At 66.6% G+C, this 26758-nt stretch carries 17 protein-coding genes; 10 read left to right on the plus strand and 7 right to left on the minus strand.

All coding sequences use genetic code 11. The features are described 5' to 3' along the window. Nucleotides 1-52: 52 nt before the first annotated feature. Nucleotides 53-7777, minus strand: coding sequence for an ADP-ribosyltransferase (locus ACFXIV_RS31645; protein ID WP_379421367.1), 7725 nt, complete (start codon nucleotides 7775-7777; stop codon nucleotides 53-55). A gap of 262 nt (nucleotides 7778-8039) precedes the next feature. Between ACFXIV_RS31645 and ACFXIV_RS31650 the strand changes: the two genes are divergently transcribed. The 6 genes from ACFXIV_RS31650 to ACFXIV_RS31675 all read left to right on the plus strand — a co-directional run bounded on the left by ACFXIV_RS31650 (nucleotide 8040) and on the right by ACFXIV_RS31675 (nucleotide 13201). Continuing rightward, on the plus strand, nucleotides 8040-8903 hold the full coding sequence (locus tag ACFXIV_RS31650) for a hypothetical protein (protein WP_379394560.1): 864 nt from the start codon (nucleotides 8040-8042) through the stop codon (nucleotides 8901-8903). Nucleotides 8904-9007: 104 nt separating this feature from the next. After that, nucleotides 9008-10549 carry a hypothetical protein gene (locus ACFXIV_RS31655; protein ID WP_379394558.1) on the plus strand — a complete coding sequence of 514 codons (1542 nt, stop codon included), beginning with the start codon at nucleotides 9008-9010 and terminating at the stop codon, nucleotides 10547-10549. 37 nt (nucleotides 10550-10586) lie between these two features. After that, nucleotides 10587-10910: a hypothetical protein gene (locus ACFXIV_RS31660; RefSeq protein ID WP_364605532.1), complete on the plus strand. Its 324-nt coding sequence runs from the start codon at nucleotides 10587-10589 to the stop codon at nucleotides 10908-10910. Nucleotides 10911-10912: 2 nt separating this feature from the next. Next, nucleotides 10913-11416, plus strand: coding sequence for a YbaB/EbfC family nucleoid-associated protein (locus ACFXIV_RS31665; protein ID WP_379394556.1), 504 nt, complete (start codon nucleotides 10913-10915; stop codon nucleotides 11414-11416). 4 nt (nucleotides 11417-11420) lie between these two features. Next, nucleotides 11421-11651: a hypothetical protein gene (locus tag ACFXIV_RS31670; RefSeq protein WP_379394554.1), complete on the plus strand. Its 231-nt coding sequence runs from the start codon at nucleotides 11421-11423 to the stop codon at nucleotides 11649-11651. Nucleotides 11652-11725: 74 nt separating this feature from the next. After that, on the plus strand, nucleotides 11726-13201 hold the full coding sequence (locus tag ACFXIV_RS31675) for a hypothetical protein (RefSeq protein ID WP_379394552.1): 1476 nt from the start codon (nucleotides 11726-11728) through the stop codon (nucleotides 13199-13201). A 5-nt stretch (nucleotides 13202-13206) separates the two neighbouring features. On the opposite strand, the gene ACFXIV_RS31680 is transcribed toward ACFXIV_RS31675, so the two are convergent. Together ACFXIV_RS31680 and ACFXIV_RS31685 are read right to left on the minus strand one after the other, a co-directional pair. Beyond that, a complete protein-coding gene (locus tag ACFXIV_RS31680) occupies nucleotides 13207-13554 on the minus strand; it encodes a toxin-antitoxin system YwqK family antitoxin (RefSeq protein ID WP_379394550.1) in 348 nt (115 codons plus the stop codon). A gap of 47 nt (nucleotides 13555-13601) precedes the next feature. After that, the gene (locus ACFXIV_RS31685; protein WP_379394548.1) at nucleotides 13602-14156 is read right to left on the minus strand and encodes a hypothetical protein; all 555 of its coding nucleotides are present in this window, start codon (nucleotides 14154-14156) and stop codon (nucleotides 13602-13604) included. A 107-nt stretch (nucleotides 14157-14263) separates the two neighbouring features. On the opposite strand from ACFXIV_RS31685, the gene ACFXIV_RS31690 reads away from it, so the two are divergent. Together ACFXIV_RS31690 and ACFXIV_RS31695 are read left to right on the plus strand one after the other, a co-directional pair. Then, complete coding sequence (locus ACFXIV_RS31690) at nucleotides 14264-14578, plus strand: hypothetical protein (protein WP_379394546.1); 315 nt, start codon at nucleotides 14264-14266, stop codon at nucleotides 14576-14578. A gap of 9 nt (nucleotides 14579-14587) precedes the next feature. Continuing rightward, on the plus strand, nucleotides 14588-15106 hold the full coding sequence (locus tag ACFXIV_RS31695; RefSeq protein WP_379394544.1) for a YbaB/EbfC family nucleoid-associated protein: 519 nt from the start codon (nucleotides 14588-14590) through the stop codon (nucleotides 15104-15106). 1 nt (nucleotide 15107) lies between these two features. Here the strand turns inward: ACFXIV_RS31695 and ACFXIV_RS31700 are convergent, their stop codons facing one another. After that, the gene (locus ACFXIV_RS31700) at nucleotides 15108-15776 is read right to left on the minus strand and encodes a hypothetical protein (protein ID WP_379394542.1); all 669 of its coding nucleotides are present in this window, start codon (nucleotides 15774-15776) and stop codon (nucleotides 15108-15110) included. A 238-nt stretch (nucleotides 15777-16014) separates the two neighbouring features. Here ACFXIV_RS31700 and ACFXIV_RS31705 point away from each other — a divergent pair, with 238 nt between their 5' ends. Together ACFXIV_RS31705 and ACFXIV_RS31710 are read left to right on the plus strand one after the other, a co-directional pair. Then, nucleotides 16015-24087 carry an alpha/beta hydrolase gene (locus tag ACFXIV_RS31705; RefSeq protein ID WP_379394541.1) on the plus strand — a complete coding sequence of 2691 codons (8073 nt, stop codon included), beginning with the start codon at nucleotides 16015-16017 and terminating at the stop codon, nucleotides 24085-24087. A 35-nt stretch (nucleotides 24088-24122) separates the two neighbouring features. Continuing rightward, nucleotides 24123-24581 carry a hypothetical protein gene (locus ACFXIV_RS31710; protein WP_379394539.1) on the plus strand — a complete coding sequence of 153 codons (459 nt, stop codon included), beginning with the start codon at nucleotides 24123-24125 and terminating at the stop codon, nucleotides 24579-24581. A 127-nt stretch (nucleotides 24582-24708) separates the two neighbouring features. Here the strand turns inward: ACFXIV_RS31710 and ACFXIV_RS31715 are convergent, their stop codons facing one another. From ACFXIV_RS31715 to ACFXIV_RS31725, 3 genes are all read right to left on the minus strand, one after another. Further along, a complete protein-coding gene (locus ACFXIV_RS31715) occupies nucleotides 24709-25026 on the minus strand; it encodes a PE family protein (protein WP_379394537.1) in 318 nt (105 codons plus the stop codon). 74 nt (nucleotides 25027-25100) lie between these two features. After that, nucleotides 25101-26351: a hypothetical protein gene (locus ACFXIV_RS31720; protein ID WP_379394535.1), complete on the minus strand. Its 1251-nt coding sequence runs from the start codon at nucleotides 26349-26351 to the stop codon at nucleotides 25101-25103. Further along, complete coding sequence (locus ACFXIV_RS31725) at nucleotides 26348-26665, minus strand: type VII secretion target (RefSeq protein ID WP_379381609.1); 318 nt, start codon at nucleotides 26663-26665, stop codon at nucleotides 26348-26350. Before ACFXIV_RS31725 ends, ACFXIV_RS31720 begins: the two co-directional genes overlap by 4 nt. Nucleotides 26666-26758 lie beyond the last annotated feature (93 nt).

Consider the following 26758-nt stretch of genomic DNA (forward strand, 5'->3'; position numbering starts at 1 on the left):
GGTAAGGCACGCCCAGCTCACTGGGGCCGCACGCTCCACTATCGCGCAGATCTCAGCGACCGTTGTACGGGGTGGCTGGTCCAAAGTTCGCCTCCTTGTTCGAGAACGCTCGTTCCTTGGTAACCACCGACTCCACCACGGGCTTACCGTTCAAACCAAGCTGCACGGTGCCGTCGGAATTGCGTGCGTAGGTAACCTCTTGCCAGCGCATGACAACCGAAGCCGGAACTCCGTCGGCTTCTCTGATCATCTTGACCTGATAGTTTCGAATATCCTGATGATCCTGACTCGCGAATTCGACGAGCTGGTTCTCCTTTGCCCGCCACGATGCAGCATGAACCCATCCGTCTCGATCATTTCCGGAGTTCGATGCTGCCATCTGCGGATGCATGTTCAGATATTCACCAAGACCACCGAGCTCATTCGCGAGCAGGTGCCCGCCCGCCCACTTGATACGAGCCTTCGCTCGTTCAAGGAGGGTCAGCGTACGCCCGGGAGGGTTCTTCGGGAAGGCAGCTTCCCCTTCCTGGTTGGCACGCTTCTGCGCGCCTTTCTTGCTGTCGTCGTCGCGATGGTTCTTGTCCTGCCCCCGCGCTTCGACATCTCCAGTGAGTCGATCCGTCTGGCCATGCTCGTCGGTATGGAAGTTCAGTAATTTCTCATTGTTATGAAAATTTGGAACCTGATATTGAACGTCCGGTAGCAATGGGAAGCTCAGGTCGGGGTTGAATCCAGACCATTTTCCCTTGCCATCGACGGCCATATCACGTGCACCAGGAGTAGCCTCAACCCATTTGACGACACCATCACCGTCGGTGAAAAATGTTGTGCGAGTGCCATTTTGGTTGACCACAGGGTATTCCGTCCACGGGTGGAGCCCGCCGTCCCCGGCCAAGTCACCCAGCGGCTCAGGTATCGGATCCGGGCTCTCATCCGGCCGAAGTCTGTCAGGCTCCGTGTTGCCGTCCGGCACATTATCACGGTCACGGTGTGGCGCTCGGATCTCTTCGTGCACATCGAGCGGCCGCCGCGGCGCGTGCGGATTCTCGGGATCCGGGGGTCGGTGACTAGGGCGATTCCATTCCACGAATCGCTCGTTGTACTTCGGATCGCCCGAATCGATGATCACATCGTCTTCGAGGTCCGCGTACCTCGAAGAGGCCGAATCGCCGTCGAGCCCGTGTTCATCGTGCGGCGAATCAGACTGCTCGTCGTGCGGCGAACTCGGATGCTCATCGTGCGGCGAACCCGAATGCTCATCCGCTGTCTCATTGCCGAGAATGTCCCAGCCATCTCGGGTGCCCCCGCCTCTGGGCAGGTCCGCGTCGACAAGGGGATCCGGCTGGTGGACAGTGGGTTCGGGGGTTCTTCCGTCCGGCCCTTCCGGGTGAAAGGTCTTCCAAGTGCCTTCGTTGTGGACGACCGCTGGAGAATCCGGGTGAGCCTTCACACCGACCAGATCGGACGGGGCCCGGACCGGGACACCCAGTTCATGAGCGATGTGTTGGGCCCAGCCGATTTCGTTTCCGCTGTGGCAGGAGATGAGGCGGACCGGGGTCCCCGGTACATAGTCCGGGTTGTTGCGGATTGCTTCTACGACCTTTTGCGGGTCGATCTCGTGGCCGCCGTCGGCGGTGGGGCGGCCGAAGCGGTCGCCGTGGAGGATTACATCGTGTTCGCCCTCGTTACGGAGGTTTTGGAAGACTCGCTCTACTTCGGGGGAATCGCCTAGTGAGGTGCGGTCGGTTCCGTAACGGACGGGAGGATCCTCGGGGACCAGGTCTCGAGTGTTCGGAGCATGGGTAGCCTCGCTATCGCTGGGATGGGTGTTGGCATGCTCCGGCGAAGTTTCGTGAATGGCTGTGTGGCTGGGGGTTTCGACCAGATAGATGCGAGTGACGCCGAAGAGGTTGGCGTTGGGGTCGTGGACTACGCCTCGGACTTCGAACGTCGCGTTGCGGTCGAACAGGATCTCCTTCTCAGCGGGACGGGCCGAAAGCGGGCTGACTTCACGACCATTCGTCGAGTGCATGATGAATTCGACATTGCCGGTGAAGATTCGGTTGCGGTCGGTCGAGGTACTGGTGAATGAGGGCTCACGAACTGTGGCGCCCTTCACGTAGCGAGCGAGGTCCTCGGGTGAGAGGTTTGTGCCTCGCCATACCGTGCCTTCGAAGGTAGGAAGCTTATCGAGCGCCGAGGAGATATGGTCTGCGAGTTCCGCTTGATGGGGATCCAGGTCAGTGCCACTGCGAAGGCGCTTGTTCAGATCGGCGTAGACGCCCGCGTCGGGGTCGGTGTAGCGGTGCAATGCATCTTGCTCGTGTGGGGTGAGCTCCGATGGAGCACCGGCTTTCGGCAATTCGTGAGCGGGTTCCGAGTTCGGCTCGTCAGCTGACGAATGTTCCTTGGATGGCTCGGTATGATCGGCGGCCTCTGAAGGGTGCTCAGTCGAGTGCGTCGGAACCGCGCCATGACTTTCAACGTCCGATGGGTGTGGCAGTAGGGCCTTGTAGTTTTCATTCAGATACTTCGCGAACTCGAGGTTGTACTCGTTGAACAGTCGCATCGCAGTCACCGCTGTCGAGCGGTCGAGCATTCCGAGTTTGTCCATCAGGTCGCCGAGTCCGAGTCGTAGTCCGGGTAGTTCGGCGGTGCGAGTCGGATCGTTGTAGGCGGCAGCTATGTCGGCGATGCGCTCATGCATCTCGTTGAAGCGGTCGGCCAGATGCGGTGTGAGCGTCGAGGGTCGATCGGCAGGATCGGTCGGCACATGTTCGGGTCCGTTGTCTTCGGCATGCGGAGCCTCTTGCGGGTGCTCCGGCTCGACCGGATGCTGCGTCTCGTCGCCCAGCCGAAAGGGAACGTGGTCTTCGTCGGGTCCGTCCGTCGGAGGATGAACCGGATCCGCTTCGGGCTTGTCCGTCGTCGAGTTCGGATCGTGGGCATCCGTGACTTCGACGTGCGGCTCGTGGACGTAATCCGCCGGTACGAGGGTTCCTTTGACCAGGTAGTCGACGTACCCATCGTCGTATCTCGCGCCTTGCGGATCCTCGATGACATCTGTGATCAGGAAGCGGGATTCACGCTGGAGGATGAGTTCGTTCTCAGGTCCGGACAGTCCCTTGTCGCCGACCCACGCGCCCTTCGATCCAGCCGGAACCTCTAGTTCCATACGGACTTTGAGCCTGAATTCTTGAGGCGGGGTCGGTCCCAGACTGGTCGACATGTAGCCGTGGTCGTCCTGGACCGTGCCCTTCAGCAGTTTTGGATTACGACCGTTCAGTGGCCGGCCGTCGGGTCCGATGAGACGGTCGAGACTCCTCATGCTGATACCGCGCGAAACCTCCACTCCCTCGGGAAGCGGACGATTCGTTGCTTGGTCGAGGTGAGCGACCTGAGATCGAAGGATGTCCATCGTCGGGTCACCACCGAAATACTCACGCATCGAAGGCAGCTTGCCGGAGTTACGCCACAGCTCCTGGAGCCGAGCGTGCGGATTGTCCTCGTTGAGGATGCTGTCGATCGCAGCGCGCAGGGGCGGATCGAGATTCGGATCGCGAGGATCGGGATGCTCCGCAAGCAATCGCTCGAGCACTTCGATCTTCAGCATAATCGGGCTGCCGCCGGTGAGCCGCATCAATTGCCCGTAGTGGACTTCGTCCTCACCGAGCTTGGTGAGCAACTTCACCGGGTCCGCCGCGCGCAAGAATTCATTGATCCAAGACTTCTTGGTGTATGCCTGCAGCTCACGTAGTTCAGGGCCGGACATCATGTCTCGGATAGGACCGAGTATCTCCTCGCCATAGTGGCGGGCAGCATCAGGTGTGTCGAAACGCCGGATCGAATCGTGGGCGGGACCACCGACCTCATGATCGGTCGGATGGGTGAATTCGTGGGTGATTGGTTCGTGCTGGGGCTCGGGGTGCTGCCCTTGATGCGCGGGTTCGGAGCGTGAATCCGGCTGGCCTATACGGGCTTCCGGGCGAGTATCGCGGACATTCGCCGGAGTGGTCTCAGGGGTTCGTTCGAGCGGATGTACCGGGTTGCCATGGGAGTCGTAGACGATGGCGTGGGTGGATTTGACGTTGGTGTGGTCCGGGGGGAAGGAGTGGGGGCCGCCGGGGACGGCGTTGTCGTGGACGACTAGTCGGCCGCCGTCGTTGGTGATGGTGTAGGCGTGGGCGCCGATGTCGTTGGCGTCTGTGGGGCCGTGGAATTCGTCGACGACCAGGGCGGTGGCGCCGTCGCCTAGTCGGTGGAGTTGGTCGGCGATCGAGCCCAGGGTTTCGTGGCGGTCGAGGTGGGCGCCTGCGGCGTTCTCGAGTTCGGCCGCGGTCATGCCGTGTTCGGCGATGTGAGCGTCTTCGGGGACGTGGACGTCGGGGTTGCCGGTTAGCTCGTGGACCTGGCGGAGGGCCTGGGGGCCGCAGTCGTTGACCTGGGAGTGCGTACGATCAGGGGCGACCGGGGTTGGGTCCTGGGTGCGGTGCTGGTTGACCAGATCGTCGTAGCCGTACGGGTGTTCGCCCTGATGGACATTGGGTTCGGGAGCGCGGAAGCCCGCCGGGTCGTGGGGCAGGGAGCCGATGTTGCGCTGCCACGCGTTGAGGTCGTCGCGGCCCGGGCGAGGGTATTCGGGCAGGGTGTGGGGGCTCTCGCCGTTGGCGATACGGGCGAAGTTGTGCAGGGACTCGGTTGGGACCGTGGCGCCCTTGTCCAGGTAGTTGTAGTAGCCCGTATGGGTCGAGATGTCGCTGAGTGTGTGTATGCCGCCGGGGAATTGGGCGGCGATGCGGTTGGCGCCGAATGCCGAAATGGCGGGGTCCATTCCCAGGCCGTTGCCGAGACCCGGTGCCATGCGGCTGATTTCGCCGTGTGCGTTGGCGCCGATCCAGGTGACCGGATCGCGCGAGGAACTGGCGACGAAGATGTTGTGCGCGCCGATGCCGAAATCCGCGGCGTGCCCCACCGGTCCCGCACCGGGCGATCCCAGCAGCGTGATGGTGGAGATGTCGCCGGACAGGCGCCCGCCCGCGCCCGCGAAGGCCGTGGTGGTGGAGCCATAGCTGTGGCCGAACAGGTGCACGTCGGGTGTCGGCGAGCCACCGGGCAGGGCGGCGTCCGAGCGACGGGATTGACTGAACGCGGCCACATCTCGGGCGAGGAGTTGGCCTCCGCGTGAAGCCAGCCGCGCGTCGGTCATCTCGCGCAGGATCTTCGGGAATCCGCTCGGCGCGTCATAACCGATCCACGCGATCGACGCGACCTCGGCGGGATCCCTGTTCTCCGAAGTGGCCCGGTAGTGGTTGAAGGCGTTGTCCAGGTTCGTTCCCAGACTTCGCACCGTGGTCGTGATACCCGGAACGTGGAACGAAACGGTGGACGCGTGCTGGGTATCACCGAATGCGACTACCGCGCGACCCTCGCCGCCGAACGCCTCCGAGTCGTAGGAGAGCACCTGTACCGGCGGCTCGTGACCGGCGTTCTTGTCCGCGAAGCTGCGAGCCAGATCGTCCGCGTGCTCGAGGGCTTCCACGGTGGACCGCAGGTTCTTCCACTGCCGGACGCTCTCCGGATCGGTGAACCGGGTGAGGAACTTGTCGACCCGCGGATTCTGTTCGCGTACCTGGTTGATGTCGCGCGCGATCGCCAGGCGGTTGGCTTCGTCGCGGATGTGCGGTGGGATGCCGTCGGCATTGCCGAGCTCGTGCGGGTGGACGCGCAGCATGGCGCCCTGTTGCTCCGGGGTGAGCGAGTGCCACCACTCGTGGTTCTCGGTCGCTCGATCGTGCGCGGCCGCGACAGAGCTGTCCTGTTCGTGCGCAAGGTGTTCGGGCGTCGCCTCCGGGCCCAGGCGATCCAAGGCTTCACGAGCGTGCGCGTGCTCGGCCTCGGTGACCGGCGAATCCTTCGGCAGCACAGGATGTTCGGGGTCCCGCGGGAGCGCGGGCGTGGAATCGTGCGGCGGCGTCGTATGGGTGGCCGTCGGGTCGGGTGCCGGACCCGACGCCGGGTGATTCGGGCCGCGTTGGTCGTTGGGTCCCCGGTTGTGCTCTGTCGGAGACCCGGACGGATGATTCGACTGCCCATCGGGCCGCGGTTCCCTTCCGCCCAAAGGATTCTCGGGTCGCGCGCCGATTCTGGAAGCCGGACCGCTACCGGCCCCCACCAGATCCCTGCCGTCCGGCCGGCCGGCCGCCGGTTCCGCTGTCCGCGCGGACTGGCTCAGATCCGTGTGCTCGCCCACGCGAGTGGGAACGTCCTGCCCGGTGGCCCTGGTACTCATCGTAGTCAGCGCGGCACCGCCATCGCGTGCCGGGGCGGCCGTGGCTCTCGGTTCGGCAGCCTGCGGGGTCTGTGATCCGGGTGCGTCGGCACGCGCCGTATTCGAGGTGACCGGTGTTTCGGGTTTCAGCGCAGCTGGTGTTTCGGTGCGCAGTACACCGGGCGTCTCGGCGCGCGGCGCGCCCGCGGGGGTTACCTGACGCTGATCAGCCGAAGCCGGTGACTGCCCGGTGTTGGCGGCCTGCGGACCGTCCGCCGGACGCGCCTCGACAACCTGTGGGTTGTGCACCTGCGCTTGCGCATTCGGTGCGGCTTGCGGCCCGCCGGCCGGAGTTTCGTGCTGGTTCCCGTGATCGGTCAGTTGCGCTTTCGGCTCCACCGATTGGGGATGCTCGGCCGCCGGAGCACCATCTCGAGCTGCGTTCTCGGCGGGCAAAGGCGTCTGCTGAGGCTGCTCACCGATCGACGGCTTGCCGGTTTCGATCTCAGGCGTCTTGTGCTGCTCAGTGATGCCCGACGGAGCGCCGTCGGTCTTGGCTCCCGCAGTGGACAGCTTCGGCTCGCCGCCCTTCCAGGGCGACGGGACTTCGTGGGCGACACCGGGCAGCGTGCCTCCCGCGATACCCGCGGTGACCACACGGGGGTCGAATTCCCAGTTGTGCGTAACACCACCGCTGACGACCCAACCGCCCAGACCGGCCACACCACCGGCGACTCCACCGCCGAGGAAGTTAGCGGCCTTCTGCGTCACCATCTTCTGGGCGACGTCCTTCGACAGCGGGCTCAGCAGCATCTTCGGGACGTATTTGCCGACGGGAGCGGCGATCAGACCACCGACAGCACCACCTGCCGCTGACAACCCCAACTGCTTGTAATCGATACCGTTGCGGCGTCCGAATTCGTTCTGATAGGCCTGGATCGCACCGTCCTGCAATCCACCCAGCGCACCACCGATGAGTACCTGCTTCAGAATGAACTTCTTCAGCGCGATCTCACCGGCCTTCTCGGCTTCCTTGCCGAGGAAGTCGATCGCGCGCCGGGTAAGGATCCGCACGGTGATCCGGCCGACGCCGATGATCGCGCCCTCGGCCATCGGCGCGGTGGGCGGAAACGCCCACGCCGCCGCGATATCCGCGGCCAGCGTGATCAGCGTCGTGTAGAACATCAGCTTCGTGTATTCGAGCTGTGTCCCGGTGTTGTTCGCGGTTCCCGCAATCGTGTCGAACCAGTCCGCGAGCTTGTCGATCGATTGGTTGCCGGTCCGCATGTCCGACAGCTGAGCGATGATCTTGTCGCCGCCGTCACCCGTCGGATAGGCCTGGCGCACCGCCGCGATCGCGGCATCGATGTCGGCATCGATACTGCGAATATCCTTCGCGGCACCGGTCCAGTCGTCGGCAATCCCCCACATGAGGTCTTCATTGCCTTCGGGCCATTTCATGCCGACGAGCCAGCCGAGACCTCCCGCCGCGGGCGGCTTCCAGATCATCGCGGACCGCCTGCGACGAGAATCACTCGCGCAGCGGTGGCTTCAATCAGACACCCCCGTGACCCCACTATCGCCCCCGAATACGCGCTGATCTGTATTGCTGATTCGCTGTCCAGCAGCGCATTCGGCGCGCGGACAGTTCACGATCTCGCGACACGCTGCCACAGAACGCGCCGACGATCAACTGGGAAAGCGACCGCCGTTATCGATCGGCTAGGGTCGGCAACGGAATCGGGACAGCCGCCACCGAAGGAGTGTCACCGTGCGATCACTGTGGTTCATTCCGCACGGCATCGCCGTGGTCGGGCCGGAGGAGAGCACCGGATATCGGGGCGGGGTCTCCTCGACGCTGAAGCCCATCGGCAAGGCACAGGCCGCGGCCGTCATCGCGCACGGGCGCAGGCGTGCCTCGGAATTGGTCTCGCTGTTGGAGGGCGCGGGATTCACCGCCGACGGTGACGGCTCCGAAACCTGGAGCGCGAATGCCTTCGTCGGCGAGGGGTTCAACCGGGTCGACAAGGGATCCAACGGCCGCCTCCACGAGATCACCGCCGGATTCTCGGGCCCACCAGCGGAATTCGATGAGCTGGTGAGCCGTTTCGTCGCGATGCCCTCCGATGTCGTCGGCGAGGTCGAGAACCGCACCGCGACCCACCGCAGGACTTGCCGTGTTCGGCTGGCCGACGGTTCCGGACACAGCGGCATCATCACGCTCGTTCAGCCGAAGGATTCCCGACTGCTCACCGCGGGATTGCAGGTGACCGGCGGGCCCTACTTCTACGGTTGGGCCAAGCGCCCGGCACTCTGGCGGATACCGTTCACGAACACCTCCGACCACTACCGGCACAGCGAGAAGAACCGGCAACGCGAGGCGGAACGCCTCGGGTTTTTCGATCGCCGTCCATGGCCTGTGCACGCGGCAGCTCCGGGCGGGATGTCCGCGGCCGAGGCATCGAGCCGAATCCGGATGTATCTGATCGGTGCCGGCGTGGATATCGAGGCCATGGGCTTCGCCCCGCAGCGCATCGACGGTGGCTGGGACGTCGTTCTGTCGGGCAGCCCGACGGCGACGCTGGATGCTCTGCGCATTACCGACGAGGGCTACGTAAGCTCCCGCGAACTCTGAGCTAACCACACCCCGGCCGACACCGACACCTCGAATGTGTAAGGTCGCACAGGTATCCGACCGGGGTGAAAGGCGCGGGACCGGTCGAGGAGGGGAGTCGGGACGTGAGCAGACCTCAGGGCGGGAATCCGGACGACGAATTCATGAAGTCGTTCATGGCTGGGTTCGCGGAGTCCAACGCGGAGCCGGACATCGGATTCAGCCTGGTTTCGCATCCCGGTCCCGAAGCGGTGGCCGATGAGCAGGAGATCATCGAGCGAGCGCGGGGATTGACGCATCGGATCGCCCAGGAACTCGCGGCCGCCGCACCGGAGGGTTGGGAGCGAGTCGACGCGACCTTCGCGTGGACCGTGACCGACAAGACCTGGAGCATCGTGTATTCGGCCGGGGAGCAGGCGGTTCAGGTCGAACCCGCGCAGTCGGTCCTGCAATTGGTGCAGGAACAGCGCGACGTCGCGGCGGGGATGAGCGAAGGACCGTGGTGGCGGATCCGAATCAGCCTCAATAACGCGGGCCAGATGCAGACCGACTACGACTACGGCGACGAGCCGTTTCCGGACAACCAACTATTTCCGGCCGAGGCGTATCTGGCCGATCTGCGCGAGTACCCGCGCAACCGACTACCCGTTTGGCTGGCCGCGTACGTGAGCCACGGTGGACGCCTGATGCGCTCGCCGCGAGTCGCCGCGGAGCAGGCTCGGTCCGATCGCGCGAAGGAGATTCGCGGCCAGGCGACGACCGAGGTCTTCCCGCCGCTACCGCTGATGTGGTCGCACTGGACCACGCTCGCAGCGGTATTCGTCGCTCTCGACGCACCGAACGGCCCCCGGATGCTGCCGTCGCTCGCCTGGTTCGAGGGACCGAATCGCAGTGGGAGCACGCTGTACGTGCTGCCGGGAGATCGGGCGGTCATCTCGGGCGGTGTGCTCAACGCACCCGAACTCGATGCTGTCTACAACGACGGCGCTCTACTACCCAGCTTGTACGCGGGCGCACCGGATTGGGTGACCGACGCGGTGTTGAATCCGCGGGCGGCCACCGGGCAGCTGACCTTCTGCTACTGGTGGGAGGACGGACAGTGGTTCCGGGGGGAATCGCCGGACGGTCCCGGCATAGCTGGCGCCGTACCCGGTATCTGGACCACCGACTCGACCATCGACGTGATCCTGCAGGTCATGACGTCCGCCGGGAAGACGGTCACCGATGCCACCAGATCCGCTGTCGCGACGCTGGTTTCGGCGGCACAGGCGGGACTGGTGACCTACGAGACGGTGGCCGCGGTCTTCGATCCGGCCGAGCACGACGTGGATTCGGCCCTCAACCAGTTCACGCTGGCGGGCCTTCGGACCTTTGTCACCGCGCCGCCGCTGAGCCGGATCGACGCCATCGAGCAAGTCAGCCGATTCATCCTGGCGCGCGGTACCGACACCAGTGGCTACCCCCTCGACCAGTTGACCGCCGAACGAATCGACAACGGCTGGATGGTTTTCGTGCCCACCCGACCGGGCGAGATCATGATCGGTCGCGCGATCTACTACATGGCCGACGACGGCGTGATCGAACCGTCCTCGTCCTCGGTGCCGCCGACGGTCTACATCGCGGGGTTCACTCAACGGTTTCAGGAACGGATGCGGCAGCGCGGCTGACGCGCTGACCGGCTGCTATGGGGAGGAGTAATACCTGATGACAGACAAACTCGACGTCGATCCCGAGCTATTGAAGAAGGCGTCGGCCAAAACGGACCTGGTCAACAGTCGGCTACGCGGGGTGGTGGACGGTCTAATGGCCAGCACCGGCGGCAAGGGCGAACCTTGGGGAAACGACAGCTACGGCACGGAATTCGCCGGGACCGAGGACGGGTCCGGCTATCTGGCCGCCCGCAAGACGCTGAAGGGTCTCTCCGAGACCCTGGCCAAGAACGCCGAGAACAACTCCGACGGGCAGAACCAGTCCGGCAAGAAGCTCGACGGTACCGATCAAGGTAACGCCGACGCGTTCGGCAAGTAGCCATGGCCAATGAGAGCGTGAAGGCCGAATTGGCCTCGATGCTCGACGAGTTCCAGCAGCAGATGCGGATTCTCGGCGAGATGCAGCAGAAACGGGCGCAGCTCATGGCCACCGGGTACGCGCTGCAGAAGCGGGTCACGGTGGTGGTGAATGCCGATGGGACGGTTATCGAGACCCGCTTCGACGACGATCTCGAGGGCCTTTCGCTCCACGAGTTGAGCAAGGCCGTCACCGAAGCCGCGCAGGCCGCGGCCATCGAATTGGGCCGCAAGAGCGCCGAACTCACGAATCCGATTCAGGAACGGCGCGGACGGATGCCGAAGATGTCGGACCTCATCGAGGGCCTGCCGGACCTCACCAAGCGAATCCCCGAACCCATCCCAGCCTCCACCGCACCCCCGAATTCGCCGGAGCGACACCAGAACAGCGAATCGATCATGACCTTCACCGATGTCGAAGATCTGGACGACATCACCCCCGGCCGGATTCGCGCCGACGACTGGTGAGGCTATGGCGTTGCTTGTCTATTACCGGCAGGTGCGCGATGAGCCGGACGAGGCGGAGTACTGGTTCGGGCCGAGGCGGGAGGAGATGAGTCGGACCTTGATCATCGATAAGGTTCGGCGGACGGCCTGGACCGATGGGGTTGAGGACATGCTGTTTCGGGCGGCGGCGGGGCACATCTTGTATCGGGAAGGGCGCGAGAACCTATGGCCTACACACGGAATGAAGGCTTCATGAGTGGGCCTGAACCAGTGCCGGGGAGCGCGGGACAGGTGGGTGGAGCACGGGGCGTCGGACGGATCACCGGGGTCTTGCTGCTTGCGGCGGCGGTGTTGACGTTTGCGATGTTCTGGCTGCCTGTGATGTCTATTGGGCTGCATGGCAGTTGGGACATCTATGTCTGGAAGAGCAACGGGCATGGGATGCGGGCTACTGACTACTTCACTGCTGTGCCGTATGTGCTCATGGTGATGGGTGGCGGGGTGGTTGGGACGTTGCTTGCTGCGGGGGTGGGGGCTCGGCGGCGGGTGTTGTTTTGGGCGGCGGCGTTTGCGGGTGGGCTGATGGCGCAGATGGCGTCGGGTGATGTGGTGGGCTATGCGCGCCAGTTCGGGGATCATGTGTCACCGGGGTTCGGATTCTGGGTGATCATGCTGGTGATGTTGGTTGGCATCGCGGCTTTGGTCAGTGGGTTGCGGGATGCTGCGGTGGCGGGACGTGGGGCGGCGCAGGAGCTCGGTGGTGGGGCGGCGGATCGGGTGGGGGCCGTTCTCCTGCTGGTCGCGGCGGCGGTGAATCTCTGGAGTTCGTTCCCCGCGTTGGTGCGACGTTCCTCCCATGTCATATCCATATGGGAGGGCAATGACGGCTCTGTTCCGTTGCCCGCCGTGCATTTCTCAGTGGGATTGATCGCCGTCGTTGTCGTGGCCATCGCCTTACTGGCCGGCGCGGGGGTGCGGAACGCGGCCGTGCGAGCGGCCAGTGGTGCAGCTGCCGCGTTGATCTTCGCGAATGCGATCAGCGGGCTGAGTATCGCGTTCGCCCTGGGGGGACTGAACTTCTGGGAGTACGCGGGTGCCGGGTTCTGGTTGACGATGCTCACGCTGTTGCTGTCCTTCGCCGCGACCGTGGCGGGGCTGGTGGCGCAGTTGGCGCGGCCGCGGCTGATGGCTCAGCCGAGGCCGGGCTATACGCCGGGGTTCGTGCCGCCACCCGGCGCGAACCCATTCGCACCGACTCCCGGATCGAATCCTTTTGCGCCTGTGGCGCAGCCCGTACCCGGTTCGAATCCGTTCGCGCCCGCGACGCCTTCGCCGAACCCCTTCGCGCCCGCGTCACCCGCACCGAATCCCTTCGCGGCCGCCGTTCCAGCATCGGAGGTCGAAGCAACCACCAGGATTGCGCCGGAGCCGGCTGCTGTGCGACCGCCGCGAATGGCGAAGGTTTATGACGGCAAGGACGCTGACGGACGTCCGGTGGCGGATCGTCCTGCGGTGGAGGGAAATACGCGGACTGCAGTGTTGGCGTACTTGGAGTCTGCGCCGATTGTGCTGGCGGCCAGGAGTTTCGAGCAGGATGAGTTCGCGCCTGCGGATCGGGATGTGCCGCTGAACTTTCGGACGGATGGCGTGTGGGTTTGGGCGGGGGCGGTGGCTCATTATCTGCACAAGCACGATCTGCCACCGGAGCTGGAACTCGTAGAGCACATTACGAGTCGTGGATTTCGAGTCGGCGAGGTCAGCAATGCCGCCCAGGACGTGGCCATTCGTGTGATTACCGGTAGCTGAGCGGGTCAGGACTGGATCGGGTTGCCGGACTCGTCCCACTTACGGGTCGCGATGGGGTCGCCCTCGTCGTCGAATTCCTGCTCGCTCGCGAGTTGGCCATTGTGGTGCCAGGTGCGCCAGATGCCTACCGGCGTGCCGTAATTGACTTGACCTTCGGACTTGAGGGGGCCGTCGGCCCACCATTCGCGATCGGGGCCGTGGGGGATGCCGTCGACGTAGAAGACCTGGAACAGGAGTTGGTCGCCGATGGTTTCGACTGCCTCACCGGTGAAGGGCTCACCGCGAAACGTCAGGCGGAGATCGTCGTCGGTTGCGATCTCACGGCGACTCACGCGGTAGTCGATCCTGTTCATGTGTCCCTCTCGCCGGCGGTCTTCGCCCAAACCTATCGAATCGCCGGTCAGCGGTCGGCGAGGGCAGCGGCGTAGGTGTCGCGGAGGGCTTCCAGGCGGGGGCGAGTGAAGCGGCCGGGTTCGGTGTTGTAGGTGGTGCGGCCCTGCGCGGAGGTGAAGGCCGGGGCGGGGATTCGGTCGGCGGTGGGCGGGAGGAATTTCAAGGTCTCCTCGACCGCGGCCAGAGCGGTGGACAGGGTGTGGCGGGCGGCGCGCTCGGCGCGGGCATCGAGGCCCGCGGGCGTGGGCGGGACCTGACGGATGCAGACGTCGGAGTACCAGAGCCACACGCCGGGGTCGAGGAGTTCGGAGGGGTTGTCCAGGCCGAAGCGGACGGAGTCGGCGGGCGGGGGCAAGACCTCGGCGGGGAGGCGGAACTCGTAGGCGCGCGGCGTGCCGCACGACGGGCAGTCGCCGGTGTAGCGGCTGGCCAGGTCACCGTCGACGGTGATGACGGCGCTGCGGAACTGGCAGCGGGTCTCGCCGCAGGTGGGGCAGGGTTGCAGGGTGAGGTAGAGACGGGCCTCGGCGTTGGTTCTGGCCAGCGGGAGGGTGTCGGGCATGCGGGCTCCTTCGGCCGGGTACGGGTGCGGGATCGATCTTGCCAGGCGGGCGGCGGCACGTCTTGTTCATGTTGTGTTCACTGATCGGTTGTGGGACAGTCGATCTTATGGCCGGGAGATTGCAGGTCCATCCGGAAGCGGTGCGCGATGCCGCGGGTTTCGCCGGAGACATCCGAGCACGATTGCAGTCGATGGCCGACAGTGCCCGGGAGGCGGTCTCGCCGGGAGCCGCGGCATGGGGCGATGACGATTTCGGCGGCAAATTCGCCGACGGCGCCAAGGGATTCGCCACCAGCAGCGCGAACCTGGCCACCGGCACCGAGAACCTGGCGAACTCCTTCGACAATCTGCACGGCGGGCTGACCAAATCCGCCAATCAGCTCGACACCATGGAGCACGGCAATTTCGACACGTTCGCGTAGGTCGGCGAAATGACCGGGCACAACGGGGAAGTCGCGAAGGCCGGAATCGTCGAGGAACTCACCACGCAGTTGCGGGCGATCGCCGAGGCATCACGCCAGCGCACCCAGCTCACCGCCACCGGCACCGCGGCGGGTGGACGTGTGCGGGTCACCGTGAACGCGGACGGGGTGGTGATCGCGACGCGCTTCTCCTCCGATATCGGCGAACTGACCTACGACGAAATCGCGAAGGCGACGACGACCGCCGCGCAGAGCGCCGCGCTCGACGTGGCGCGGCAGGGGCGAGAACTGTTGCAGCCGTTGCGGGACGAGCGCGCACGCATGCCCAAACTGTCGGATCTGATCGAAGGCATGCCGGATCTCGAATCCCGGGCGCCGACCATCGAACCCGCCTCGCTCGCTCCCCCGCAGTCACGGGAACGACTGTCTCAGCTTCGCGAGGCCGCGCCCGACTTCGGCAATGCCGTCGGCTACGAGGCGTGGGCCGAGGGGCAGGAGAATCGGGGAGCCACCGACTCGGGGTGGTGAATTACTCGGAGGTCCCGCGCAATTCGGGATAGTGGGTGCGCTGGTATGGCGACAGCTCCGAGATCAGGAGCTGGCCTGCGCCCTGGCAGATCGGGCAGACTCGGGCCCCATAGCATTCGGGACACATCTCCCCGTCGGGCAGCCGACCCCGGCCACCGCATTCCGGGCAGAAGCCCAGGCCGCCGCACTCGTAGCAGAGGACGAAGCCGGGAGACAGGGTCTCGGGAGTGCGTACCGGGTCCGGCAGCCGGAACTCCTCCGGGTCGCGGAGCGCCAGCGCCGGGGTCCGGCCGCTGAACATCACCGCCGAAGTATGGTCGCCCACACGCACTTCGATGTCGATGCCGTCACGCTGACCGGTGACCACCACGGCGGGTTTCGGACCGGTGGAGTCCTGCGCCTCACCGACTTCCCAGCCCGCCGCGCCGAGGAGAGCGGCCGCGCGCCGGGCGATATCTGCGGCCGAGACGGTCGCGGGACGCTCGCCGCGGATCAGGCCCGAGTACTGGTAGCGCGGCGGCTCGCTCCATCCGACGATCGTCGGCTCGTCGAGAAACAGCAGGCGGAGGTTGGTTTCCGGGGCCAGGTCGGTGATGAGCTCGACCAGCTGCGCACGCAGGACCGCACCCAGCCGGTCCAGTTCTGCCCGCGCTCCCGAAATCTCGCCCATGCGGCCTCCTTCCCGCCGGACCCTATCACCGCCGGGTGTACCCGGGCCGGTCACCGGCAACTCATCTGGCGTTCGTGTTGAGTTCACCTGCTTCCTTGTGGCACAGTCGGTCTCGCCAAGATCAGAACCGACCGGCGTGAGGTGGCCTGTGGCGCTGGAGTTTCCATCGTGGCTCGAATGGCTGAGCTGGTTGGTGGGCTCCGAATGGCCGCATGGCAACGAAGACACCATGTGGCAGATGGCCCGTGACCTGGAATCGGTTGCGGGACAGGCCGACGACCTACTGCAGGACCTCGACCACCTGCTCGGTGCGCTCGACAAGGCCTATCCGGACGGCACCGGCGGCGAAGAGATCATCAAATGGCTAAAGCCGCTGCGCTACGGGGACGACTCCGGGCACGGCTCGGTCAAGGAATTCGGCGACAACTACCGCCAGCTGTCCACGGCCGCCGACGGATTCGGCGATCAACTGCAGTCGGCCAAGCTCAACTTCTATATCGCGGGCGGGTGGCTGCTGGGCGAGCTCGCCTGGGCCGCGGCCACCGGGCCGTTCGCGCCCGAATCGGAGGCCGCGGTATTCGCCTCGGCGCGCATCGCGTTCCGTGAGCTGGGCGAGGGGTTCGTCAGGCGGATCGAGAGCATGATCGAAGGCCGGATCACCAATGCGCTGCTGAAGCAGGTCCTGCCGAAGCTCATCTACGAGATCGGCCAGGGCGCGGTGACTTCCGTCATCCAGTCCACCGCGCAGGAACTGCTGGTCGAGTCCATCCAGAATCTGGACGGGCACGGGCACGGCTTCGACTGGGGCGCGATCGGGAAGAACGCACTGGTCGCCGGACTGTCCGGCGGAGCGGGCGGCGCGATCGGCTTCGGCGCGAACCACGCCCTGCCCACCGAAATGGGCGGCTGGAAGGGCGCGTTCAACGGCGCGCTCACCGGCGCGACCGCCGGGGTGGGCGGCGCCGGAGCGGGCTGGCTCGCCAATGGACTGGTCAACGGCGACTGGAGCTTCGACCCGCGCTCCATGACCGGCGGCGCGTTCGGCGGGGCGGGACCCAGCGGCCTGCACGGATACAACGGCGACACCAACCACAACGGCCCGATGCGGGGGCACGACACCGGCGACGGCAGCACGCATCTCCCCGGTGAAACCACCACCAAACCCGCCACATTCGACCAACCGGGCACCACCCCGGACGGGCACACCCCCGGAGCCGACGCCAACGGAAACGGGCACAATACGGCCGGGGACCCGAGTGCCGGACAGCACGGCACTCCCGCGGACCCGAACGCCAACGGACAGCATGGCACCCCCGCCGACCCGAACGCCAACGGACAACACGGCACCCCCGCCGACCCGAACGCCAACGGACAACACGGCACCCCCGCCGACCCCAGCACCAACGGACAGCACGGGAATCCGGGCGATTCGACCGGCGAGCGGAGCGGCGACAACAGTCAGCAGGCCGGTGGCCCCCAGCTGCATGCGGCCAGTGCCCCGACGGCGGCCGACCCGGCACCCGTCGACCATGCACACGACCAGCAGGCCGACCACGGTGGCGACTCCAACCGGTCCGACAACAACGGCTCGTTCACCTCCGACGGCAGGCGCGAGCGACTGGACGCGAACGCGCAGGACAACGGCGGCGCAACTGATTCCCCGTCGCAGCGTTCGGCCGACACCCAGTCGGTCGGCGACCACTCGGGCTCGCCATCCGGCGACGCGGCGCGGCCCGACGCGAGCGGCACTCCGGAGCATCGTGCCGGAGACGCGACGGCCGCGATGGATCCGGCTCGTACACATGACACCGGGGTGGATGCGCGCACACCGGAATCCGTCTCGGACCACACCTCGGATCCGTCCAGCGGTGCGAATTCCACGACCGCGACTAACTTCTCGAACGACGGAACCACCCGCGCCGACGGCGAACCCGCCAAGGGCGCGACGACCTCGTCCACGCACGGCGCACCCGGCGAGACTCGCGCACCGGCGGGCGACCCGGCCAAATCGCCTGTCGCACCGCGCGATCCGCTCCGGATCCCGACGGATGGCAGCACCGCCAGGCCGGCCGACGGCACGGCGCCCAAGCCCACGGACGGCAGCTCGCCCAGGACCCCCGACACTCGCGCCGGGGTCGACCGCGCCACCCGGCCGGACGCCCCGGTGCAGGCGACCCGCACCGGCGTCGAACCGACCGCACCGCGCGCCGAGCCGGCCACCGGCGACCACGAGCAGCACGTGGACGCGCACGCGAGCGGACCGAACGATTTCCTGAACCTGTCCGGCGAGCCCACGCGCCCCGGCGATCACCACGAATCGCCCGGTGATCACGCGAATTCGCCCAACGCGCACCCCGACGGGGCGACCATCCTCCCGATTCCCGTCGACCCGCCCCAGCACGCGGACCGCGCCCGACCCGCGGACCCACGCAGATACGACGTCGCCGCGGCGGGTCCGGTCGGCGATTTCCATGGAGATGCCCGTACCGAGGGCGATCTCACGCCCGATGTCGTGCACAAGCAGATTCAGGACAATCTGCGACTCATCGCCCCCGAAGGGGTGGCCTGGAATCCGGACGAGAACCACTTCGTCCTGTCGAACGGGCGCATCGTGCGGATCGAGGTCGGTGAGACCTCGAACGGGCATGTGGCCGAATTCGGGCCCAGCGCGGACGGTTACGACGTGCGGGTGTCGAACAAGGCTCGCAACGAGGACGTCGTGCGCGCGCTCGCACACGAAATGGCCGAGATCCGCCTGTCGCAGGACGACGACATCCTGATCGATCCGCGGGACGATCGGCCCACCCGCATGTCCACGCACCTGGGCGGCCGCTTCGCCGAATTGCGCACGCTCACCGCCCATATCGATCGGGCCGTCATGGATCCGGCCCGGGCCGCCGAGCTGCCCGGGCTGCGCCATGACCTGCACGATCTCATGGACCACCTCGGATTCCACGATCCGGCACACGCACCGACCGTGGAACGCTTACTGGCCGCGCACGATCCGGACCTCGCGCACCGGATAGCGCTCGAACAGGCGGGCGTGCTCTCCGATCGGCCGACCTTCAACCAGCACCTCACCGAGGACGAATTCCAGCACGCCGCGGAGAATCATCTCGCCCGGCTGCGTGAACTGATGACCGGCGAGCACGCCGGCGATCTGTTGCGCGCCGAGGAGCAGGGCTTGAACGGCCGGATGCGCGAGGAGCTTTCGCGGCGCGTATTCGAGCGGCTCTTCGAGGAGGAGGCCAGGCCCGCCCGGGGCCAGGTGCCCGGCCTGCTGAAGGCGCTCAATCCAATCAATGCGGCCATCAACCATCCGACCCTGCGCGGCCCGGAGCAGGCCGCTGCCATCCATCGGACCATCGACGGCTTCCACGACGGCATGCCGCAGGCGGCGCGCGATGCCCTCGGCCCGGAACGCTTCGCGCAGATGCACGCCGCCGCCGATGCTTTCGCGACCGCGCCCGACCGCATCACCGCCACCATCGATCACGCGACCGGGCGGATGGACGTCGGCGGCGAGCACACCACCCTCACGGACTTCCTGCGCGGCATCGACCGCGCCAACCGCGCGGCGGCCGAGCACGGGCTCAATGTCGAGTACACGGTCGTCCTGCACGATGCGGTGGACGGCCTGTCCACGGTCGAGGTGATGCCCCGCCCGCAGCCACAGCATCGGCTTCCGCTGGAGCAGTATCGGTTCGGCGAGCACAACGAGCCCATCGAGCGCCAGCCACGGCCCTCGGTTCCCGCGGCCGCGGCGGGTGGTCACACCATCGATGTCGGTGTCGGCCGCGGCGCATTCGCGGTCGAGATGACCCCGGCGGCCGACCGCGCCGGCGGCGGGCTGATCATCAAGACCGAACTCGCGGATGCCGCGATCGGCGCCCAGCGCCGCCGTGATCTGGGCCTGCTCGACGCCGGGCCGCTCATGGAACCCGGCACCGTCATGGTGTACGGCGACATGCTGGGCAATGGCCACCTGCTCGGCGGTGATATCGCGCGGGTCTTCATCAACAATGTCAGCGCCAAACTCCCGGATGCGGCGTATCACGCCATCGCCGGGCATCTTTCGGAGATCCTCGCGCCCGGCGGACGCGTCGAGGTCCAGTGGGACATGAAACCCGACAAGGTCGGCGGCGATCCCGGTACTCGCTACCACATTCTGGGCACCAAGCTGTGGGAGGCGCTGGAAGGGGCGCACCGGGAAGGTGCGAACCCGTTCGAGCTCATCGAGGAAAAGGATTTCGAGCATCCCGGAAACCGGGACTACTACTACACAATCGACGCGGGCGGCAGCAACAAGTTGCCGCACGAGCGGATGGCCGAATACTCGCCGCCACAGCCCGAGCATCGCTGGACCATCTCCTACGAGCCGGACGCCCCCGGGACACACGAGCACGGGAACGCGAGCCCGATCGGCGACTTCCACGGCGATGCCCGCGAGGGCACGGAGCACCTCCAACCGGAATTCGTCCACGAGCAGATCCGGGAGAATCTGGGGCACATCGCCCCGGAGGACGTCGTGTGGAACCACGACGAACAGCACTTCCGGCTCCCCGACGGCCGCACCGTCGACGTCCGGGCCGGCGCCACCAGAGACGGCAACGTGGCCGAATTCCATGCGCGGGCAGACGGTTCCGGCTACGAGGTGGTGCTCTCGGAACGCGCACGCGACGTGGACGTGCCGCGTGCGCTCGCACACGAACTGGCCGAGATCCGGCTGGCACAGGACCCGCACATCCTCGTCGACCCGCACAATGATCGCCCCTCGACGATGACCAGCCACCTGGGCGGCCGGTTCGCCGAAATGCGGGTGCTCACCGAGCACATCGACCGCGCGAACGCCGATCCGGCGCACGCGCACGAACTTCCGCGTTTGCGCCGGGACCTGCGCGAGCTCGCCGACCACCTCGGCATGCACGATCCCACCCATGCCGACACCGTGCGCCGACTGCTGACCGAGCACGATGCTCAGCTCGCGCACCGCTACGAGCTCGAAGAGCACGGCGGGCACGATGCGGGTCACGCGCACCCGAATATCCCTGAGGCATACCTACATCCGCAGACTGTGCACACGCACGATCATGAGGCGGCCCCGACCACCACGGACACCAAGCCGCTCGCGGACCTGAACGAGCATCCTGGTGGCATCGGGAAGATCGGCGAACTCATCGCCACCGTCGACGGCAAGCCCGTCGAGGAGCATGTCGACAAGATCGCGCGCGAGCGGGCCGCCAAGATCCGTGCCGCCGCCGATGAGTTCTCGCAGCAGCCGGGCGAGAAGCCGGTCAAGACACAGAAGCGAGTGGCCAAGGCTCAGGCCGACGGCACCTACGTGGGTCCGAAGTCGCACGGCAACGTCACCGCCGCGGTGGTCGACCTGCGGACCGGTATCGCCTACGAAGGGATCAACGGCAAGCAGAACGAGGTCGTCCCGAAGGACGAGCGCCATCCCACGCTGCAGGCCAATATCGACGCGATGAAGGCCGCCGGGCTGGCGCGGCCGGAGGGTGGCTATCCCAACCTGAGCCGCGACGGCCGACCCGAGAGCAAAACCTATCCCGGCTACCCCGAAGGGGTTCGGCCCTACCCGCACTTCGACCGGCCCTGGGGCCACGCCGAAGTCAAGGCCGCCAATGCGGCGCTGTGGGCGCGGGAGCGGGCGAACGTGGAACTCCGCAGGCAAGGGCTGCCCGAGATGCCCACCGGCCCGGAAGCCCTGGGCGAAATGTATTCCCAGACCTACAAACCGTTCGAGGGCGACGCACCGAAGGCCACCCCGTACTGCGCCAACTGCAACCACAGCATGGGCGAATGCCACAACTTCAGTGGCCGCTACGCCGACTTCCCCTCGGGACCCGAGAACCTCGTCGATGAATACCGCCCATCGCACGCTGCCCTGGATCCGCCGGGTGGACCACCCGAACCCCGCGGGCTCCCGCCGACAGCGGAACCCGTTCACTCCGTTGAGGCTTCACACACCGGCGAGCCGGTCGAGCCTCCGCATGCGGATCCGACGGCCGAGCACGGCACGGCGAGTCCGGTCGGCGAATTCCGCGGTGACGCGCGCCCGGCCGGGATGCCGGATCTGACACCGGAATCCGTGGTCGGCAAGGTCGAGGGCAATCTGCGGCTCATCGAGCCCGAGGGCGTGGCGTGGAACCACGACACCGGTCGATTCGAGATGACGCACGACGGCCGCCCGATCGACATCACCGTGGGCGTCGGCCCGACCACCGGCAATGCCGTCGCCGAATTCCACGCGCGGACAGACGAATCCGGGCACATCACCGGGTACGACGTCAAGGTTTCCCCGCATGCCCGGGACCAGGATGTCGTTCGGGCCGTCGCGCACGAGCTGGCCGAGATCCGGCTGGCGCAGGACGAGAACGTGGTCATCGATCCGGTCGACGATCGACCCACCCGGATGACCTCGCATCTGGGCGGCCGCTTCGCCGAACTTCGCGTGCTGGTCGAGCAGATCGGCGAGGGCGTCGCGGCGCGTGCCAAGCCTCATGTCATGGATCCCCTGCGCCGCGATCTCAACGATCTGATGTACCACCTCGGATTGCACGATCCGGAGCACGCGCCCACCGTGGAACGGCTACTGGCCCAGCATGATCCGGACCTGGCGCGGCTGATCGATCAGGCGCGCATACCGGATCCGGGCATCCTGCGACCGGGACCGGTCGATCACCACGCCGCGCCCACCCCGCACGATCTCGGCCGCATCCGCCAGTTGCGCGAACTGGCCGAAAGGCTGCCGGAGAACCACGCCGCCACTCGTCGCGAAGCGCTGGCCCTGGTCGAACAACTCGGATTGCGGGAGGGCACACCGGGTGCGGCCGACCGGCGACGGATCATCGCCGACTACCTGACCGAGCATGCGCGCGGGCACGTTGACGAGCTGCTCACCGACGTCGGCCGTCGCGACCCCGAATTGTCCGCTGCTGATCTGGAATACGTCGAGACGGTGCGCCTCGAACGCCGGGCCGCCGACGCGCTCGATTATCTGTCCATTCCCACCCACGGCGCCATCATGAAGACCCACCTGGTCTACCGAGCCGAGATGGCCGAGCATCTCGCACAGGCACACCATGCGACGGGCTCGGGACCGCTGCGGCTCGTGGGCGACCATCACATGGTCGAGGATGTCCGGACCGGGGAACGCTGGTTCCGGTGGCCGCCGAGTACGGAGGAATATCCCGACCACACGCCGGTGCCGGACATCGGGCTCCCTACCGATCCGGACCACCGGCTGCCGACCGATCCACAGCAACTGCACCACGAGTGGCAGACTCTCTCCCCCGAGGAGAAGGACGCCTGGCATCGCGCGGACCCATTCATCGGAAACCGCGACGGCATACCGCATGCCGACCGCGATCGGTACAACCGGCAAACCTTCGATATGCTGCGGCACCAGGCCGAGCAGGAGATGCTGCGGGCCCAGGCCGAGCCGGAGACACCGCAGGTGCTGGCCGAGCGGAAGCGGATCCAGGACCGCCTGGACATCATTCGGGATATGCGGGAGAACTATCTCGGCCTGCCGGCCGAGGAGGGTATGCCCGCCGTCCACCTGTCGTATATCGACGAGAAGCTCCAGTACATCTACTCTCTGGGCGATCCGGATACCGCCCAGAACGTGGCCATTGAAGTGGCCGGTGCGTTCCGGCGGCGCAGTGGTGTCGGCTACGCGCTCGAGACACTGGCGCAGGTGCGGCAGGCCGCCCTGGCGATCGATCCGAACGCGGAGACGTCGGTGATCCTGTTCGGCGCCTACAACAATCCGAATTCGCTGGTCCAGGGCATGCATTCCGGGCACGCCGAGGGCGGTGCGGCGAAGCTGCGGGAGTTCCACGACGGGCTGCGGGCCACCCATCAGGGACCGCCCGCGAACACCACCACCATCGCGCATTCGTACGGTGGCGTCACTGCCGGGCACGCGGCCGGGCACGGATACGAATTGAATACCGACGCGCTGGTTTTCATCGGCAGCATCGGCACCGGTGTCACCAATGTTGGGGATCTGCGACTGACCGGCGTCGGCCCAGCCGAGATCGGCGACCACGTCTTCGCGACCATGGCCGAGTACGACTCTCTCGAGCTGATGCCGCCCACCCACGGTCCCAAACCCAGCGATCCGGAGTTCGGCGCTAGGGTTTTCGAGTCCGACACCAGGCCCACCCAGACTCGTCTGGGCTGGAATCCGGACGACCATGGCGGCAAGAACTACTTCAGCGCCGCCCACGAGTCGTACCGGATCCTGGGCATGATACTGACCGGCAATGCGCACCGGCTGCGCTGAGCGCGCACCCTTCGAATCGAGGAAACGAGGACCGAATGCCAACGGCGACAACGCAGAGTGCCGCCCGCGCACAACTGTTACGGCACCTCGGCGAGACGTTGCGCGCGCTGCCCGCGGAGCTGTCGCTGACAGTCCGCCATCCGGACCTGCCCAAGGCGGTGTTCCATCGCGGCGTCACGCTGACCTGGGACGACAGCGATCCCGACAACCCGCTGCGATTCCTGGACATCAGGTACTGGGTGCTCGGCACCACGCCCGAGACATCGGATCGTTATTTCGATCTGATGCTGCGGGCTTGGAGCGAACTGGGCTGGCCGACGAGCTCCGAGCCCGACGAGTTCCCGCGCGTCGGGTACGCGCGCACCCCCGACGGGTTCGGTTTCGCCCTCACCCAGAGCGTGAACGGGTACCTCAGCCTGGCCGGATCGACTCCGCCCTTCGAGTCGGAAGCGGAAGCGGCGGAACCGCTTCCCGCCCACCTCGAGCATCCGTAGGCGCAACCCCAACTCTCGGGGGCTCTCAGGGGTTCACCCCTGAAACCCCTCGAGACCGCTGGGGCTCCGCCCGCATCGAGCACCCGATCGGACCCCCGCGATCACGCGGTCCGGCACCGAGTTCTGCTCAGAGGTTGGTGAAGTCCGTGGAGTTGTCGGTCTCGACCTGACCGAAGGTAGTCGCCTGATTGCGCACGACGGCGGCCAGCTTGCGTAGCTCGTCCACGCCGAGACCACTCTGCGACACGAAGGATGTGCCGACGGCGGTGAGCGTGTCGGCTGCGGCCAGGGACACCTTGTCGGAGCCGGCGGCGGGCACCGAGAGCGCCGGGGTGTCCGCGCCCAGGGCGGTTTCCAGGCGGTCGGCCATGGCTTCCAGGTCGGCGGCGGCGGCCAGCACCGTGTCCGCGTCGAAACGCACACCGCCCAAATTGAATTCGCTCATTGTCCCTCCCTTTCCGGGCGAATCCTACCGTGTCGCCCGGACATACAACGACCCGGTTTCGGTGCCCTCGGCGATCACTGGGCCGGGCGCGGGCCGTTGGTGCCGACCGCGCCGACCACCGGGACACCGGTGTAGCCCAGCTCGCCGACGACCTCGTCGCCGTGCTCGGCGGTGACCATGTTGGTGCGCACTTCTTCATCGGCGTCACCGGCCTGTGCGGCCGCGCCGGCGCCCATGGGCGGCACCATGCCACCACCCATGCCGGGCGCGCCGGTGGCCGGCATCGGTGCGGGCACGGGGACCGGCGGCGTGGTGGTCGCGCTCATGGTGCGGGGGCTGGCCTGGCCGAGCGGCGTCGAGGACGTGCCCAGGCCACCCAGACCGCCCATCGGCGCGAGACCGCCACCACCGAGTCCGCCCGAATCCGTCGGCGCGGCAACCGGTTCCGGATCAGGCGTCGGCTGCACGTCGGAGGTCTGGCTGATGGACTGGAGCTGCTGCAGCTGCTGCACACCCGTGCTCGCGGCGCTGCTCAGCGGGGAGATCAGGCCCAGCAGCTGCGACACCTGCGAGAGCGAGTCCACGCCCTTCGGGGCGTCGGTGACCTTCACCTTCTGTCCGGCCGTGGTCATATTGGCGCTGTGCACCGTCATCTCGGTGCGGGTCTTGGCCACCACCGCGGTCGCCTCCGCGGCCGTCTCGCTGGCCAGGGACAGCAGGAACGCCTGCCCGGGCGGGGTGCCGATGAACGGTGCCGCCACCGTGACACCGGTGACGAACTTGGTGATGATGGCCGACATCAGGGCCGCGCCGGTGGCCACCGAGGTCGCCGCGCCGGCCATGACCGTCTTCTGGTGCAGGTTCTGGCCTTCCAGCTCCAGCGCGTTGGTCTGGGCCGCGGTGCCCTTCTCGGCCGCGCCGGTCGCGCCGGAGCCCTGCCACGAATTCGAGCCGGCCAGCGACATGACCGACTGGGCGATCGACATCACCTGCTGCAGCGCGCTCGAGACGCCGGAGAGCATCTTCGACGCGTCCAGCCCCTGACCCAGCTGGCCGGTGCCGAACGCGGACGCCAGATCGGTGAGCGGCTTGGTGAGCGCGGTCAGATCCAGGGTCGGCAGCGGCGGCATATCCGGCAGCGGGGGCATGGCCGGCAGCTGTGGCAGCGCGGGCAGGCCCAGCGTCTGCAGGACATCGCCGACCGGGCTGTCCAGCAGTGGCGCGAAGTTGGTGTCGCGCAAGGCATCCGCCACCGACTGGGCGCTCGCCGCAGCAGGCGTGGCCTGCACGGCTCCGGTCGAGCCCTGGTCGAAGGGCGTACTCACAGGTCCCGCGATAGGGAGAGGAAATCGACTCCGGCGGCGTCGTCGACGGCTTCGTAATCGGCCGCCGCCTCGTAGGCGGTGACCGCCGTCCCCGCGTGCACGGCGGCGAGTTCGGCGACCGACGTCAGGTGATTGCCCTGTGCGCCTGCATAACTCAGCAAGAAGTCCTGACCGATCAGCCCGAACACCGGCACCAGCCCGGCGACCGTGGCGACCTGGTCGACCGCGGCGGCACCGGCGACAGCGCTCGCCATCGTGGCCGAGGCCTCTCCGTAGGCGCGAATCGCGTCCGGTGTGGCAACGAGGTGGCTCATGAGACCCCCATCAGGAAGATCATTTCGAATTGAACTATACAGAGCGGATATTCGCCCGGTATAGCGAAGAGTTCACGAACAGCCCAACGATCC

The sequence above is a fragment of the Nocardia sp. NPDC059236 genome (assembly GCF_042754085.1).
GTDB lineage: Bacteria > Actinomycetota > Actinomycetes > Mycobacteriales > Mycobacteriaceae > Nocardia.

Coding starts and splice junctions, on each gene's coding strand:
- ACFXIV_RS31645 (WP_379421367.1), bottom strand. CDS start 7,777: ATGATCTGGAAGCCGCCCGCGGCGGGAGGTCTCGGCTGGCTCGTCGGC.
- ACFXIV_RS31660 (WP_364605532.1), top strand. CDS start 10,587: ATGACAGACAAACTCGACGTCGATCCCGAGCTATTGAAGAAGGCGTCG.
- ACFXIV_RS31665 (WP_379394556.1), top strand. CDS start 10,913: ATGGCCAATGAGAGCGTGAAGGCCGAATTGGCCTCGATGCTCGACGAG.
- ACFXIV_RS31670 (WP_379394554.1), top strand. CDS start 11,421: ATGGCGTTGCTTGTCTATTACCGGCAGGTGCGCGATGAGCCGGACGAG.
- ACFXIV_RS31680 (WP_379394550.1), bottom strand. CDS start 13,554: ATGAACAGGATCGACTACCGCGTGAGTCGCCGTGAGATCGCAACCGAC.
- ACFXIV_RS31685 (WP_379394548.1), bottom strand. CDS start 14,156: ATGCCCGACACCCTCCCGCTGGCCAGAACCAACGCCGAGGCCCGTCTC.
- ACFXIV_RS31690 (WP_379394546.1), top strand. CDS start 14,264: ATGGCCGGGAGATTGCAGGTCCATCCGGAAGCGGTGCGCGATGCCGCG.
- ACFXIV_RS31695 (WP_379394544.1), top strand. CDS start 14,588: ATGACCGGGCACAACGGGGAAGTCGCGAAGGCCGGAATCGTCGAGGAA.
- ACFXIV_RS31700 (WP_379394542.1), bottom strand. CDS start 15,776: ATGGGCGAGATTTCGGGAGCGCGGGCAGAACTGGACCGGCTGGGTGCG.
- ACFXIV_RS31705 (WP_379394541.1), top strand. CDS start 16,015: ATGGCCCGTGACCTGGAATCGGTTGCGGGACAGGCCGACGACCTACTG.
- ACFXIV_RS31710 (WP_379394539.1), top strand. CDS start 24,123: ATGCCAACGGCGACAACGCAGAGTGCCGCCCGCGCACAACTGTTACGG.
- ACFXIV_RS31715 (WP_379394537.1), bottom strand. CDS start 25,026: ATGAGCGAATTCAATTTGGGCGGTGTGCGTTTCGACGCGGACACGGTG.
- ACFXIV_RS31725 (WP_379381609.1), bottom strand. CDS start 26,665: ATGAGCCACCTCGTTGCCACACCGGACGCGATTCGCGCCTACGGAGAG.